The 15,434-nt window shown below is 74.5% G+C and carries 11 protein-coding genes; 6 read left to right on the forward strand and 5 right to left on the reverse strand.

Going from position 1 to position 15,434, the window contains the following annotated elements:
* Positions 1-56 precede the first annotated feature (56 nt).
* Entirely contained in the window at positions 57-1,553 is a 1,497-nt protein-coding gene (locus AC1Q5D_RS04435; RefSeq protein ID WP_481737359.1) for a helix-turn-helix domain-containing protein, read from the forward strand.
* A 39-nt stretch (positions 1,554-1,592) separates the two neighbouring features.
* On the opposite strand, the gene AC1Q5D_RS04440 is transcribed toward AC1Q5D_RS04435, so the two are convergent.
* Both AC1Q5D_RS04440 and AC1Q5D_RS04445 read right to left on the reverse strand, forming a co-directional pair.
* A complete protein-coding gene (locus tag AC1Q5D_RS04440) occupies positions 1,593-4,031 on the reverse strand; it encodes a multicopper oxidase domain-containing protein (protein WP_481737360.1) in 2,439 nt (812 codons plus the stop codon).
* Between the two features lies 1 nt (position 4,032).
* Positions 4,033-4,659, reverse strand: a complete 627-nt coding sequence (locus AC1Q5D_RS04445; protein ID WP_481737361.1) for a hypothetical protein — start codon at positions 4,657-4,659, stop codon at positions 4,033-4,035.
* A 303-nt stretch (positions 4,660-4,962) separates the two neighbouring features.
* On the opposite strand from AC1Q5D_RS04445, the gene AC1Q5D_RS04450 reads away from it, so the two are divergent.
* The 5 genes from AC1Q5D_RS04450 to AC1Q5D_RS04470 all read left to right on the forward strand — a co-directional run bounded on the left by AC1Q5D_RS04450 (position 4,963) and on the right by AC1Q5D_RS04470 (position 11,619).
* Complete coding sequence (locus tag AC1Q5D_RS04450) at positions 4,963-5,847, forward strand: universal stress protein (protein WP_481737362.1); 885 nt, start codon at positions 4,963-4,965, stop codon at positions 5,845-5,847.
* A complete protein-coding gene (pdxR, locus tag AC1Q5D_RS04455; protein ID WP_481737363.1) occupies positions 5,840-7,348 on the forward strand; it encodes a MocR-like pyridoxine biosynthesis transcription factor PdxR in 1,509 nt (502 codons plus the stop codon). The genes AC1Q5D_RS04450 and pdxR overlap by 8 nt, the downstream gene beginning before the upstream one ends.
* A 158-nt stretch (positions 7,349-7,506) precedes the next feature.
* Entirely contained in the window at positions 7,507-8,892 is a 1,386-nt protein-coding gene (locus AC1Q5D_RS04460; RefSeq protein WP_481737536.1) for an aspartate aminotransferase family protein, read from the forward strand.
* A gap of 43 nt (positions 8,893-8,935) precedes the next feature.
* Positions 8,936-10,006 carry a phosphotransacetylase gene (locus tag AC1Q5D_RS04465; protein WP_481737364.1) on the forward strand — a complete coding sequence of 357 codons (1,071 nt, stop codon included), beginning with the start codon at positions 8,936-8,938 and terminating at the stop codon, positions 10,004-10,006.
* The gene (locus tag AC1Q5D_RS04470; protein WP_481737365.1) at positions 10,003-11,619 is read left to right on the forward strand and encodes an APC family permease; all 1,617 of its coding nucleotides are present in this window, start codon (positions 10,003-10,005) and stop codon (positions 11,617-11,619) included. Before AC1Q5D_RS04465 ends, AC1Q5D_RS04470 begins: the two co-directional genes overlap by 4 nt.
* A gap of 204 nt (positions 11,620-11,823) precedes the next feature.
* On the opposite strand, the gene AC1Q5D_RS04475 is transcribed toward AC1Q5D_RS04470, so the two are convergent.
* The 3 genes from AC1Q5D_RS04475 to AC1Q5D_RS04485 are packed head-to-tail and all read right to left on the reverse strand — an operon-like array spanning position 11,824 to position 15,347.
* Positions 11,824-13,527: a cobaltochelatase CobT-related protein gene (locus AC1Q5D_RS04475; protein ID WP_481737366.1), complete on the reverse strand. Its 1,704-nt coding sequence runs from the start codon at positions 13,525-13,527 to the stop codon at positions 11,824-11,826.
* A gap of 3 nt (positions 13,528-13,530) precedes the next feature.
* Positions 13,531-14,508 (reverse strand): AAA family ATPase, encoded by a 978-nt coding sequence (locus tag AC1Q5D_RS04480; RefSeq protein WP_481737367.1) that lies wholly within the window; start codon positions 14,506-14,508, stop codon positions 13,531-13,533.
* Positions 14,505-15,347, reverse strand: a complete 843-nt coding sequence (locus tag AC1Q5D_RS04485; protein ID WP_481737368.1) for an IclR family transcriptional regulator — start codon at positions 15,345-15,347, stop codon at positions 14,505-14,507. Before AC1Q5D_RS04485 ends, AC1Q5D_RS04480 begins: the two co-directional genes overlap by 4 nt.
* Between the last annotated feature and the right edge of the window lie 87 nt (positions 15,348-15,434).

Consider the following 15,434-nt stretch of genomic DNA (forward strand, 5'->3'; position numbering starts at 1 on the left):
CCTCCGGTAGGGGAAATTGCTGGAAAGATTTGCGTTTCTTTCCGTATGCTGAAGAAGTGACGACTCGCACGTGGCATGAACCCCACCGCCCCGACGCCCCGGCCCCCGCCGACGACCTCGACGTGATCGCGCTGGGCCGCCGCGTCCGGCACCTGCGCAAGGCGCGGGGGCTGACGCTGGACGCGCTCGGCGAGGCCGTCGGCACCGCGCCGAGCCAGCTGAGCCTCATCGAGAACGGCAAGCGCGAACCCAAGCTGAGCCTGCTCAAACAGCTCGCCGGCGCGCTGGGGACCGGGCTCGACGAGCTCCTGGGCGCGGAGCCGCCCAACCGTCGCGCCGCCCTGGAGATCGAGCTGGAGCGCGCCCAGCGCAGCCCCCTGTACGAGCAGCTGGGCCTGCCGACCGTGCGCGTCGGCTCCCGGCTGCCCATGGACGTGCTTGAGGCGCTCGTGGGCCTGCAGAAGGAGCTCGAGCGGCGGCTCAACGAGCAGCTGGCCACCCCCGAGGAGGCCCGCCGGGCCAACGCCGAGCTGCGGACGCAGATGAAGGAGCGCAACAACTACTTCCCGGAGATCGAGGAGCGGGCCGACGAGGTCCTGCGCGCCATCGGTCACAGCGCCGGGCCGCTGTCCCACCACGAGGTCGGGGACATCGCCGCGCACCTGGGCTTCACGCTGCACCACGTCTCCGACCTGCCGCACTCGACGCGGTCGGTGACGGACCTGAAGAACATGCGCATCTACCTGACCCGGTCGCAGCGCTCCGAGCACAGCACCCGCTCGGTGCTGCTCCAGGCCCTGGGCCACTTCGTGCTGGGCCACGGGACGCCCTGGGACTACGCGGAGTTCCTGCGCCAGCGCGTGGCCACGAACTACTTCGCCGCGGCCCTCATGATGCCGGAGGCGGCCACGGTGGAGTTCCTGCAGCGCGCCAAGGCGGCCAAGGAGCTGGCCGTCGAGGACATCCGCGACGCGTTCGCCGTCTCCTACGAGACCGCGGCCCACCGGTTCACGAACCTGGCCACGGAGCATCTGGGCATCACGACCCACTTCCAGAAGGTCCACGAGTCCGGGATCGTGCACAAGGCGTACGAGAACGACGGCGTCGTCTTCCCCTCGGACCACCTGGGCGCCATCGAGGGCCAGACGATCTGCCGCTACTGGACGTCCCGGGCCGTGTTCACCACGCCGGACCAGTTCAGCGCGTTCAACCAGTACACGGACACCCCGACCGGGACGTACTGGTGCACGGCCCGCACCGAGCGCTCCGCGGCGGGCACGTTCTCCCTGAGCATCGGCGTCCCGTACGCGCACGTGAAGTGGTTCCGCGGCCGCGACACGACCGAGCGCTCCGTGTCCAAGTGCCCGGACGGGGAGTGCTGCCGCCGGCCCCCCGAGGAGCTGTCCGGGCGGTGGTTCGGCAACGCCTGGCCCGCCGCCCGCGCCCAGACCCACCTGCTGGCCGCGATGCCCACCGGGGCGTTCCCGGGCGTGGACGAGACGGAGGTCTACCGGTTCCTGGAGGCGCACGCCGGGGGCGGCCGGGACGGGTAGCGGGCGCCGCCGTCGTCCGCCGGGCCGGACGGTGGGCGCCTACTCCGCCGTCACGGGGATGACGCGCCGGAAGAGCACCTTCCCGGTGATCCAGTGCAGCAGGTCCACCGTCAGGGTGTAGGCCCCCGCGGACGGCGGGCGCAGCAGCATCTCGAAGCGCTCCGCCGCCCCGAAGTTGAGCAGGGGCGTCGTGAGCCGGCCGCGGGCGGTCCGGAAGGCCGGGACGGCCGGCCCCGCCGGGTCCCCCGTGTCCCAGAACGGGCGCCCGTCGTGGGCGATCAGTTCGCCGATGGGCGCGGGGTTCCCCGCCGCGTCCCGGAAGAACGCGTTGACGGGGTAGTAGTTGGCGTTGAGGAAGCGCAGCAGGGTGGGATGGCGTTCGTCCGGCCCGCCGGGCACCGTGGCCCTGATCCCGTCCAGCACCTGCGCCCCGTGCTCCACCGGGGGGCGCGCCAGCTCGCCGCCGAGGATGAAGAAGTGCCGCGGTTCGAAGCGGTCCAGGCCCACGTCCTCGCCGGAGAGGCCGGCGGCGTGGGTGAGCTCGTGCCACCGCGGGTCCAGCGCGTAGGGCACCAGGAGCGTCTCCGTGTCGACGTCGTACAGCGGCCCGTCCACGAACGCGCGCCGCGCGCCCGGGGCCTCCGGGAAGTCGGCGTGGACGACCGGGTCCACGACCAGGGGGCCGAACATGCCCAGCTGCACGTGCAGGGTCGTGTTGACGTGGCAGTGGTAGAAGTAGCTGCCCGCCGTCCCGGGGTTCGGGTTCCCGGGGACCCCTGGCTCGGGCCGCCACTGGTACGTGTAGCCGCCCGTGACCTCGAAGGACGTGTGCCCCACGCCGTCGTTGCGCGGGTCGGGCTCGATCCCGTGCCAATGCACCGTGTGGACCCGGCGCTGCGGCTTGATCTCGGCCTGGTAGACCTCCCCCTCCGTGGCCCTGATCAGCGGCGACGGGAAGACCCGGCCGCCGTCGTCGAGCTCGAACATCATCATGTCGAACTCGCCGGCGCCGGGGAACTCGATCTTGTCGTGGACCACCTTGAGCTCGTGGCGGGGCATCCCCGGCTGCAGGAACTCGGTCTCGGGGCTGCCCTCGTGCAGCTGGGCCGAGGCGAACGCGACCTGGCTGGCGAAGTGCGGGTGCTCCGGCGGGCGGAGGCCGCTCCCGGGCTCCGCGGTGGGCTCGGGCGGGCCGGCCGTGCCGTCCGGCGGGGGAGCCACGGGCCCCGGGGGCGCCGGCACGTCCGCCGGCTCCGCGACCGTCCAGTGGCCCACCAGCCCGCCCGGGTAGAGGCCGCCACGGGCCACCTGCGACGGCTCCGCGTGGCAGTGCATCGGGAAGTGCCAGTCCCCCGCCCGCGCGTCCCACACCTGGCGCACGGTCTCGCGCGGGCGGTGGAACGGCAGGACGCATTCCTTGCGGTCCAGCGGGTGGACCTCGACGACGTCCTCCCACTGCTGCAGGAGGATGTGCCCCTCCGCGTCGACGCGGCCCCGCCGGCGGGGGAAGTCCGCCCCGTTGCGGCGCAGCGTCCACAGGTGGTTGCCGTGGAAGTGCAGCTGGTGGTGGACCACGCCCGCGTTCACGAAGCGCATGAGCTGTCCGGCGCGGATCGTGTCCGGGGTGGCGGCCTGGTTGAAGTCGCGCGCGTCGACCTCGCGGGCGGAGCCGGACATCAGCGTGTCCTCCTCCCGCTCGCGGTTCGCGTCCTCGTCCAGGGTCAGGCCCAGCGACTGGAACCCGCTGCGGCCGTTGAGGGTGAAGTACCGGGGGTACGCGGGCACCGCGTCCGGGTCCACCTCCCGGCCCAGCGAGGCCAGGCGCGCCCACTCCGGGTCCACGTTGTGCAGCAGCCACAGCCACTGGCGCTCGAACTCCGGCCCGTCCCGCCACGGGGCCCACGCGTGGGCGGGGTCGATCACGACCAGCGCCCCGTGCAGCCCGAGCACGCGCTGGACGGGATCCGCGTCCGGGTTGGCCGGATCGCCGCCCGGATCGCAGTAGAGGTAGGTCCCGGGCGCGGGCGCGTCGAAGGCGAGGTCGGCGGTGCGGCCCGGGGCGACCGGCCCGGTGCCGAGGTGGCCGCCGCCGGCGGCGGCGGAAAGGACGCTGAGCGCGTGCGGCTCGGCCAGGTGGTTGTGGACGCGGAGGACGACGGCGGCGCCCGCCTCCACGACGATCGTCCGCGACGGGAAGTAGCTGGCCCAGTGCCTGCGGTGCACCAGGTACTCGCCCGGGTGGAAGGGGTCCCGGTACGCTGGAGCCGGGCGCCCGCGCGGCGGCAGGGCGGCCCGCAGCGGGTAGTGCCGGCTGGCGATGCTGCGCCCGTCCGCCGTGAGGACCCGCGGCGCCAGGGCGAGGCTCGGCGCCGGGTCGTCGGTGGCGGTCGGGCGGTCGCCGAAGCCCCGGTGGTAGACGAGGGACCCGTCCACCATGGGCAGGAAGCCGTCGTTGATGTGGACGTCCAGCAGCGCCATGTCAGGTCTCCAGCAGCGTCATGGGCGGCAGGCCGAGCCGCGTCGCGGTGCCCGTCCACGGGTCCGAGTACTCGACCGCGAAGTCCAGGGCGCCCTCGGGCGCGAGGTAGCCGGCCCACATGCGGGCGGCCCGGCCCGGCGGCAGCGGCCGCGCCGGCGCCGTGGCCCAGGGGGCGACCCCCGGCCCGGTCCCGCCGGGCACGAGGCGCAACTGGCCGGGGGAGAAGGGGACGGGACGGGTGCGGTCGCTGCGCACCTCGAAGTCGAGCAGCACGACGTCGGCCCAGGTGAGGTTCTGCGGTTGCGGCCAGCGCCGGCCGGGCCGGGCGCCGCCGTCGTGCCCCGCGTGGCCGCCCGGCCCGCCCGGGCCCGCCGCCAGCGGAAGCCCGCCGCCGTCGAGCATCGCCAGGGCCACGGCCGGCGTCACGGGCGACTCCCCGCCGTCCGGCGCCAGGCGGGCGAACCGGCCCGCGCGCAGCAGCTGCAGGGTCCCGAAGCCGGTCGCGGTCCGGCGCTGTCCGCGGTCGACGGCCGTGCCGACCAGGCCGTAGGCCGTGCCGGAGAGCAGCAGCGAGGCGGCGCCGGCCAGCAGCAGGCCCACCTGCCGCCGGGTCAGTTCCCGCGGCACCGCGGGCCCTTCCGCCGTCCCCCACGCCGGCGCGTCACGCCCCCTCGGGCCGCCGGGCTCCGCCGGTCCGCCTGGGTGCGCCGGCTCCCCGGCAGGGTGCTCCCGCGACATCTCGCCCTCCTCGGCGGTCGAAGGCTCGGTCCCACGGTCTCACCCGGACCTTGGGAAGAGGTTGGGGAGCCCGGCGGCCGTGGCCGCCGCCCGGTGTGGTTTGATGTGAGCCACGGAACACAGGGGCGCGTGGCGCGCCGAGCCGCGGCCCAGGCGGACGACGGCGGCGCGCCGAACGGGAGGGAAGGTGCGATGCGGCGGATCGTCATCGGGTGCATGGAGGACGACCGGGACCGCGAGGCCATCGCGCTGGGCCGGACCCTGGCGTCGTCGCTCGACGCCCAGCTCGACCTGGTGCACGTCGTCCGCGGCCCCTCCCCGGAGCGCTCGTCGACGGCCCAGGAGCGCAACTTCCAGTCCTTCCTCGCGCAGGAGGCGCGCGCGTGGATGGCGCGCGCGCAGGACCTGGTGCCGCCCGGGATGCGCTCCGAGAGCCACGTCGTCTACGCCGATTCCTTCGCCGAGGGACTCATCGACGCCGCGCGGGACCTCGGGGCCGCGGTCATCGTCGTCGGCGCCTCGAGCCGGGCGCCGTGGCGCCGGTTCACGGTGGGCTCCGTCGCCAACGCGCTCCTGCACGCCTCGCCGGTGCCCGTCGCGTTGGCGCCGTCCGGCTACCGCCCGCCCCGGTTCCTCGCCCGGCTCACCTGCGCCATCGGCACCCGGTCCGGGCACGAGGCGCTGCTCGAGTCCGCGGTCGAGGCCGCCGCGCTGCGCCACGTGCCGCTGCGCCTGATCTCCCTCGTCACGGTGGACGCCCACCGGGCCGGCGCGGAGGCGGTGGGCTGGGCCCGGGCCCACGCGCAGGTCGTGCTGGACCGCGCCGTCGCGGCCGTGGACCGCAGGACGCTGGTGCAGGCGGACATCGCCGAGGGCGCCTCGATCGAGGAGGCCATCGCCCGGCTGGACTGGGACGAGGGTGAGGTGGTCGTCATCGGCTCGAGCCGGCTCGCGCGCCGGCGGCGGATCTTCCTGGGCGCGACGGCGAAGAAGATGCTCCGGGCGCTGCCGGTGCCGATGGTCGTCGTCCCGCGCGACCACCCGGGGCTCGACCCCCGCCCCGACCGGCGTGGCTGAGCGCCGGAGGCGCGAGGACGCCACGCGCGGCCGCCCGGCGACGACCCTGATCGGGATCGACCCGTCCTCGCCGGTGCCCCTGTACCGGCAGCTGCGCCAGGCGCTCCAGCACCAGATCCTCACCGGCGGGCTCGACCCGGCCCTGCCGCTGCCCGGTTCCCGCGAGCTGGCCCGCGAGCTGGGGCTCTCCCGCAACACCGTCACCGCCGCGTACGAGGAGCTGCTCGCCGACGGGGCCATCGAGTCCCACCGCCGGCGCGGCTACTTCATCAACCCGGACATGGTCGCCGGCCCCGCCGCCGCCCGCGACGAGCCCGGCGCGAGCGGCGTCGACTGGGGCCGGCACGTCGTCCGCCGGGCCGACGCCGGGATGCCCGAGATCACGAAGGTGCGGGACTGGGCCGACTACCCGTACCCGTTCGTGGCCGGGCAGATCGACCCCGCGGACTTCCCGCGCCTGGCCTGGGCCCGGTGCCTGCGGGAGGCCCTGGAGCCGCCGCACCTGCACGTCTCCCTCCGGGACAGCGTCGACGAGGACGACCCCCTGCTGCTGGAGATGCTGTGCCGGCACGTGCTCCCATCGCGGGGCATCGAGGCCGCGCCCGAGAACGTCCTGGTCACCTCCGGCTCCCAGCACGGGCTCGACCTGCTGGCCCGGACCCTCATCGAGCCCGGAGACGCCGTCGGGGTCGAGGACCCGGGGTACGCGGACGCCCGCCACCGGTTCGTCCAGGCCGGGGCCCGGCTGGTCCCGTTCCCGGTCGACGGCGCGGGGCTGGTCCCCGACCGGGGCCTGTCCGGACTGCGCCTGGTCCACGTGACCCCCAGCCACCACAGCCCCACGAACGTGACGCTGTCGGGGGAGCGGCGGCAGCGCCTCCTCGCGCTCGCGGAGGAGGCCGACTCCCTCATCGTCGAGGACGACTACGACAGCGAGTTCCGGTACCAGGGCAAGCCGACGCCCGCGCTGAAGGCCCTGCCCCACAGCGGCCGGGTCGTCTACCTCGGCTCGTTCACGAAGTTCCTGGCCCCCGGCCTGCGGCTGGGCTACCTCGTGGCCGACGCCGCCCTCGTCGCGGAGCTGCGCAGCCGGCGCCGGTACCTGCTGCGCCACGTCTCGGGGCACCTGCAGCGCGCCATGGCCCTGCTCGTGGACTCCGGCCAGTACCGCAGGACCGTCCGCCGCCGCCGCACGCAGCTCAGCCGCAAGTGGACCGAACTCGCCACGGCGCTGGAGGAGGAGCTCGGCTGGGGGATCGGGGCGCCGCCCGGGGGCGTGAGCATCTGGGTGCCGGGCCCGCCCGGGCTGGACTGCGCCGAGCTCGCGGTCCGCGCGCTGGCCGCCGGCGTCGTCATCGAGCGCGGGGACGTGTTCTTCGCGGACCCGGCGGCCCACCGCAACTGCTTCCGGCTCGGGTTCGCGGCCATCCCCCTCGAAGCGATCCGCCCCGGCGTGGCGGCCCTGGCGCGCGTCATCCGCGACGCCCCGCCGCTGCCGTAGCCCCGCCGCGCCCCCATCTGGCACCACCAATTTCACCCCAAAGTGGTTCTTTGAAGGGTCCGTGAATGCGGGCAGAGTGAGCTGCACCACAGGCCGGCGCATCGGCGCCGGCGGCACCGCAGTCCGAACGGAGGGGTCCAGTGACCACCTTGGCCACGATGGCATCGCAGCAGCAGTCCACGTCCCGGAACCGCGCGCTGGCGCAGCAGCACATCTTCCCGCACTTCACCGCCGGCCGGGTCTGGCGCGACGAGAAGCTCCCCATCATCGTCCGCGGCGAGGGAAGCTACCTGTTCGACGAGGACGGCAACCGCTTCCTCGACGGGCTGGCCGGCCTGTTCTGCGTGAACGTGGGGCACGGGCGCCAGGACATCCCGGCCGCGGCCTACGCCCAGATGTCCGAGCTCGCCTACTGGACGAACTGGGGCTCCGCCCACCCGGCCGCCATCGAGGCCGCCACGGAGATCGCGAGCCTGGCCCCGGGCGACCTGGAGACCGTGTTCTTCGTGAACTCCGGCTCCGAGGCCGTGGAGTCGGCCATCAAGTTCGCCCGCCAGTACCACCGCAGCCAGGGCCAGCCGCGGCGCACGAAGATCATCGCCCGCCACATGGCCTACCACGGCACGACGCTCGGCGCGCTCGCCGTCACCGGCATCCCCGCCTACAAGGAGCCGTTCGGCGACCTGATGCCGGGCGTGCGCCACGTGCCGAACACCCTGGGCGAGTCCATTCCCGCCGGGGGCACGGCGGCCGACCTGCCCAGCATCCAGGCCATCCGCCAAGTCATCGAGGAGGAGGGCGCCGAGACGATCGCGGCCCTCTTCGCGGAGCCCGTCCAGAACTCGCGCGGCGCCCTGGTCCCGCCGGAGGGCTACTGGCAGGAGCTGCGCTCCATCTGCGACGAGCACGGCATCCTGCTCGTGGCCGACGAGGTCATCTGCGGCTTCGGCCGGCTCGGCGAGTGGTTCGGGAGCACCAAGTTCGGCGTCGTGCCGGACCTGCTCACGTTCGCCAAGGGATCCACCTCCGGGTACGCCCCGCTCGGCGGCGTCATCATCCGCGAGTCCCTGGCCGCCCGGCTGCTGGACTCGCCCGAGGCCGGAATGTTCACGCACGGTGCCACGTGGGGCGGCCACCCCGTCTCCACCGCCGTCGCCGTCGCCAACCTCAAGGCCCTGCGCGACGAGGACGTCCCCGGGCACGTGCGCAGCCTCGAGCCGTACTTCCAGAACGGGCTCAACCGGATCCGCGACGCGCACCGCAGCGTCCTGGAGTGGCGCGGCACCGGCTTCTTCTACGCGCTGGAGCTCACGGGCGACCGGGAGAGCGGCCGCGAGCTGACGCCCGAGCAGTCCAAGGCCCTGCTGACCGAGGTGATGCCCCAGGCGATGCGGGAGGTCAACCTCATCACCCGCCCGGACAACCGCGGCGCCACCATGCTGGTCCTGTCCCCGCCGCTGACTTCGGACCAGGACGTCCTGGACGACCTGCTCGGCAGCGTCGACCACGTGATGTCCGCCGCGGACCGTTTCCTGGGGCTGTAGCCGTGCACGCACCCACCCTGCCGGCGACCCCGGGGCGGCGGCCGTGAGCGTCGCGATGCTCCGGGACGCAGCCGCCACCGGGCTCGGCGCGCGCTGGCGCGCGCGGCTCGGCGGGTCCGGGCGCCGGGTCGTGCTGGCCGACGGCGCCGATCCCCGGATCCTGGAGGCCGCCGCCGCACTGGCCGGCCTCGGTGTGGTCCCCGTCGTCGTCGACGACCCGGACCGGGTCCGCGCCGCGGCCCACGGCGCGGGGCTCGACCTGCCGGCCGGCGTCGAGGTCCTCGACCCGGCGGAGCTGCGCCTCGGCACCGCCGGGGAGGCCGTCGCGGAGGCGGCGTCCCACCGGGACGCCGACCCCGGCGCCTGGCTGACGGACCCGCTCAACCTCGCCGTCGGCGCCGTCGCGGCCGGCCTGGCCGACGCGTGCGTGGCCGGGGCGACGCGCCCGACGGCGGACGTCCTGCGGGCCGCGCTGCGGATTGCCGGGACGGCCCCGGGCGCGGCGTGCGCGAGCAGCTGCTTCGTGATGGAGCTGCCGGACGGGCGGATGCTCGCCTACGGGGACTGCGCCGTCGTCCCCGAGCCCGATGCCGGCCAGCTCGCCGACATCGCCATCGCCAGCGCCGACACGTTCCGCACCCTGACCGGCGGGGACCCGAAAATCGCGCTGCTGTCCTTCAGCACCCACGGCAGCGCCGAGCACCAGAGCCTCCGCGCGCTGCGCGACGCCGCGGCCGCCGTGCGCCGGCGCCGCCCGGACCTGGAGGTCGACGGCGAGCTGCAGTTCGACGCCGCCGTCGTCGACGCCGTCGGCCGCAGCAAGGCGCCCGGCTCCTCCGTCGCCGGACAGGCGAACGTGCTGGTCTTCCCGAACCTCGCGGCCGGGAACATCGGCTACAAGATCACCGAACGCCTGGCCGGCGCCCGCGCGCACGGCCCGATCCTGCAGGGCCTGGCCCTGCCCGTCAACGACCTCTCCCGCGGCTGCACCGCCGCGGAGGTCGTCACCGTCGCCCTGGTCAGTGCCCTGCAATCCACCCAATTGAACGGCGGGCGTCCCGTGTCCGCCGCCGGGGCGGCGCCCGCCGCCCCCGAGGGAGTGAGGTTCCCATGAAACCGAGTACCCAGACCGCCGGCACGCCCGGCTCGACGTCCGCCCAGTCCGGCTCCACGCCCGGCGCGGCCGGGGCCGGTCCCGCGGCCGGGCCCTCCGCGCCCCCGCCCGCCGGCGGCGGGGACCAGCCCGAGCGCCTCGCCAAGACCCTCAAGCCCAGCTGGGTCTGGGCCATCGCGCTCGGCTCCGCCGTCGGCTGGGGCGCGTTCATCCTGCCCACCGACTGGCTCGCGACCGCCGGCCCCGTGGGCGCGATCACGGGCTTCCTGATCGGCGGGGCACTCATGGTCGTCATCGCCGTCAGCTACGGGATGCTCATCCGCAGCTTCCCGGTCTCCGGCGGCGAGCTCGCCTACGCACTGATCGGCTTCGGGCGGACGCACGCCTTCTTCGCCGGGTGGTTCCTGACGCTCGGCTACACGTGCATCGTCGCCCTCAACGCGTCCGCGTTGGCGCTGCTGTTCCGGAAGCTCCTGCCCGGGATCGTGCAGCAGGGGCACCTGTACACGATCGCCGGGTTCGACGTGTACCTCGTCGAGGTGCTCATTTCCATGACGGCCCTGATCGTCTTCGGCTTCCTCAACGTCCGCGGGGCCGCCCTGTCCGGGCGCGTGCAGTTCATCGCCTGCATCATCCTCCTCGTGGCGGTGGCCTGCATCCTCGTGGCCGTGCTGGCCAGCCCCCAGTCGCTTCTGTCGAACGCGACGCCGGCCTTCCCCAGCGACGTGGCGCCCGTGTCCGCGGTCCTCGCCATCGTCGCGATCGCCCCGTGGGCCTACGTGGGCTTCGACAACGTCCCGCAGGCCGCGGAGGAGTTCGACTTCGCGCCCAGCAAGGCGATGCGGCTGATCGTGCTGGCGCTCGCCGCCGCGGCGCTGCTGTACGCCGCGATGATCGGGGCCGTGGCGGTGTCCGGCCCCTGGCAGCGGCTCGTCTCCGGGGACTCCGCCTGGGGGACGGCCGACGCGCTGACCGGCATCCTCGGCGGCGGAGGCATGGCGCTGCTCGCCATCGGCATCACGATGGGCGTCAGCACAGGGCTCAACGGGTTCTTCGTCTCCGCGAGCCGCCTCCTGCTCGCCATGGGGCGCGCCCAGATGATCCCGCGCGTCTTCGCCAAGCTGCATCCCGTGCACAAGACCCCCTCCGTGGGGATCTGGTTCGTCGCGGCGTTCTGCCTCGTCACCCCGTGGTTCGGGCGGGCCGCCCTGGGCTGGGTCGTGGACATGACGTCCGTCGGCGTGACGATCGCGTACCTCTACACCTGCCTGTGCGCGTACCGGGTCTTCCGCTGGAGCCACGTGCCGGACCGCCCGGGGGAGGTCGAGGCCACCCGCTCGACGGCCAAGAAGCTGCTCAGCGCGCTCGGCGCCGTCACGGCCCTCGTGTTCCTGGCGCTGCTGCTCATCCCGGGCTCCCCGGCCCTGCTCGGCCCGCAGTCCTTCACGGCCCTGGCGGTCTGGGTGGCCATCGGCGTGGTGTTCTTCCTGTCCCGCCGGAAGCACTTCCGCTCCCTCACCGACGAGCAGGTGGACCTTCTGGTGCTGGGCAACCCGCGCCCGGAGTTCCTGCGGCTGGGCCGCAAGCCGGCGCCGGCCGTGTCCCGCGGCTGACGCCCGCCCGGGCCCCGGTGGCCGGCGTGCCCCACGGCGCGCCGGCCACCGGCGTGTGGGGGTGGGTCCTCCGGCTCGCAGGCCATGCATGTTGGAGCGTAGTGGTTGGTCAGGCCGGATCCTGGAGCGTAGTGGTTGCTTTGCGGGCCGCAGACCAACCACTACGCTCCATTATTTTTCCTACCGTCTGTTGCGGTGCCGGTCTTAGGGCGCCGGCACGGGCAGGCGAGCGATGACGCCGAGCAGGTCGGCCACCGACTCCGACGTGCCGAGCCGGTCCGGGTCCAGGATCGTGGAGCGGCGGAAGTACGGGCTCATGTCCAGGCCGAGGCCCACGCCGACGACCGTGGTCCCGGACGCCTCGGCCCCGCGGACCGCGGCAGCCAGGTGCGCGCCGAGGTAGCCGTCGTCGTTGGCCAGGGCCGTCGCGCCGTCCGACGGCGACCCGTCGGAGACCACGAACAGGATGCGGTGCCGCTCGGAGCGCCCCGCCAGCCGGCCGGCGGCCCACTCGACCGCCTCGCCGTCGATCCCCTCGCGGTAGAGCGTCGTCTTCAACAGCGCGGCGAGGCCGAGGCGGGAGGACCGCCAAGAGGCGTCGGCGTCCTTGAACACCAGGTGCTGGACCTCGTTGAGGCGCCCGGGGTGCGGCGGCGAGCCGGCGCGCTTCCAGTCGCGCAGGGCCCGGCCCCCGTTCCAGGTCGCCGTCGTGAAGCCGAGGACCTCGCAGGCGACGCTGGCCCGGTCGAACGCGCGGGCGTACGCGTCGACGAGCGTGGCCAGCGCCTCCCCGTGCTCCTTCATGGAGCCCGAACAGTCGAGCAGGAACGAGACCGCGCTGGCCGAGACCGGTCGCGCGGCGGGCCGCGTGAACAGCCGGCGCTCCGTGGGGGAGGCGACCAGCTGGGCCAGACGCGCGCCGTCGAGGTGGCCATCCTCGTGGCCGCCGTCGAACCCGTCCGGCTCCGGAAGGCACAGGAGGGCCTCGAGCCGCCGGGCCAGGCGGGGCACATTGAGGCCGGCCGCGGCGGTCCGCGCGTCGACCGCCTCCCGGTACCCGCGGAGCGCGTCGGCCCGGACGAGGGACGCCGCGGGCAGCGTGCGGTCGTAGGCCGTCGTGAAGCGCCGGTAGCCGTGGGCGGCCAGGGCCGGGGAGGGGGTCCCGTCCCCGGCGGACCCGTAGTCGCCGGCGGCCTCGTCCAGGGGGACGAAGAGGCTGAAGTCCGGGGCGCGGCGCCCGGGCCGCGGGCGTCGGACCCGCGGGTCGGCCGGCTCGGCCCGCTCCTGCGCCAGCCGCGCGAGGTGCAGCGCGTGCGGGGCGAACGCCCGCTGGTCGAAGCGGTGCGTGCGCAGCGCCCCCAGGTGGATGCCGGCGGCCGCCACGAGCTCGACGCGCATGCCCTCGATCGCGTCCTCCGTGTCCGGCACCACCGGCTCGCCCGTGAGCCGCGACCGGCAGACCTGCGCCACGGTGTACAGGAACATCCCCAGGTCGGTCTCGGTGAGGCCGCTGGCGTGGAAGCGGCGCGACCACTCCACGTGCCGGGCGCGCAGGTTGGCCCGCCACCCGGGCAGGGGAGGGGCGAGGGACTCGGTCCGGTACTGCTCGAGCAGGTCGAACACGGCCGCGGCGGCGGTCTCCTCCGGGGCGAATCCGGCGTGCACCGACGCGTCCGAGTGGCGCAGCCGCAGGGCCATCCCGTCGACGGCGCCGCGGAAGGACCCCAGCGAGTCCTCGCCGTGCCGCGGGTACAGGTGCGGGGCGCCGAGCGGCAGGAGCCCGCCGCCGCGGAACACGTAGCCGCCGCGCAGGTCCAGGGCGGGGTCCGCGGCCTCGGCGCGCAGGCTGGCCGCGCAGACCTGGCGCAGCGCGTCGGCGTCCCGGGACGCCCGGGTCGGGGCCGGCATCGCCTACGCCGGGACGGGCTCGGGGGAGAAGGCCTCCGCCAGCTCCGTGCCGAGGCAGCGCTGGTAGTGCTCGGCTACCAGGGGGCGCTCGGCCTCGTCGCACTTGTTGAGGAACGTGAGCCGGAAGGCCGTGGCCGGATCGGCGAAGATCCGGATGTTCTCGGCCCACGAGATCACGGTGCGCGGGGACATCAGCGTGGACAGGTCCCCGGCGCGGAACGCCTCCCGGGTGAGGTTCGCGACGGCGACCATCCGGGCGAGCAGCTCCCCGCCGTCGCGCTCCGCGACCTCCGGGACCCGCGAGGCGACGATGTCCGCCTCCTCGCGGGGCGAGAGGTAGTTCAGCGTGGCCACGACGTTCCACCGGTCCAGCTGCGCGTGGTTGAGCCGCTGGACCCCGTGGTAGAGCCCGGTCGTGTTGCCCAGGCCCACCGTGTTGGCGGTGCCGAAGAGCCGGAACGCGGGGTGCGGGCGCAGCACGCGGTTCTGGTCGGCGAGCGTGAAGGAGCCGTCGCGCTCGAGGAGGCGCTGGACCACGAACATGACGTCCGGGCGGCCGGCGTCGTACTCGTCGAGCACCAGGGCGACCGGCCGCTGCAGGGCCCACGGCAGGACCCCCTCCTGGAACCGCGTGACCTGCCGGCCCTCCTCGACGACGACGGTGTCCTTGCCGACCAGGTCCAGCCGGCTGAGGTGCCCGTCCAGGTTCACCCGGAAGCACGGCCAGTTCAGCCGGGCGGCGACCTGCTCGATGTGGCTCGACTTGCCGGTCCCGTGCAGGCCCTGGACCAGGACGCGGCTGTTGTGCGCGAAGCCGGCCAGGATCGCCAGGGTGGTGTCTCGGTGGAAGAGGTACCCGGGGTCGCGCTCGGGGACGTGCTCGGTCGGTTCCGCGAACGCCGGGACGCGCAGGTCCGCGTCGATCCCGAAGGCCTCGCGGACAGAGACGGACCCTCCGGGCCCCGGCTGGCCGGCGCTCACCGCGCCGCCCCCGCCAGCTCGGCCTCCCGGGCGTCGGAGGCGAGCTGCTGCGCCTCGATCCCGGCCAGGGCGTCGGCGGCCTCGCGCAACAGGGGCAGGAGCTCGACGAGGTCGTCGGCCGTCTTGCGCACCACCGGGGCCTGGACGGCGACACAGAGGTTGGAGCGGCCGGCCCCGCTCGGCACGAGCACCGCGATGCAGACGAGTCCGTCGAGGAACTCCTCCCGGTCCAGGGCGTACCCCTGTGCCCGGACCTGCCGGAGCTCGTCCTCGAGGAGGGCGGGGTCGGTGGTCGTGTGCCGGGTGCAGGCCTCGAGGCCGCCCTCGGGAAGGATCCGCTGGCGCTGCGCGGGACCGAACTGGGAGACGATCATCTTCCCGCTCGCGGAGGCGTGGGCGGGCACGCGCGAGCCCGGCCCCAGGTGGATGCGCAGCGGCTCGGTCGTCTCCACGCGGTCGAGGTAGATGACCTCCCCGCCCGAGAGCGAGGTGATGTTGCAGCTCTCGCCGACCGCCTGCCCGAGGCGCCGCAGGACGGCGTGGCGGGCGCCGTGGCGGGTGTCGTTGAGCAGCACGTCCTCGGCGAAGCGGCGCATCCGCGACCCCGTGCCGTAGTGCTTGCCGTCGCTCTGGCGCATGAGCAGGTCCGCGCCCTCGAGCTGCTGCAGCATCCGGTGCAGCGTCGGCTTCGGGATGCCCGTCTGCTCCACGAGGGACTGCAGCGTGAACAGCTGGTCCCTGGTGGTGATGAACTCCAGCAGCGCCAGCAGGCGCAGCGCCGGGGTCTCGCCCTGCACGCTGCCCGCGGCGCCCAGCTCCGGTTCGGTCACGCCCTCCATGGCGGCACCTCCAATCGCTCCTGTTTCAAAAAACCGTACCATCCGCACTAAAAAACAAGATAGCCCTTGACTGTTGTGAGCCAAGTC

This window comes from Arthrobacter paludis, from assembly GCF_056782315.1.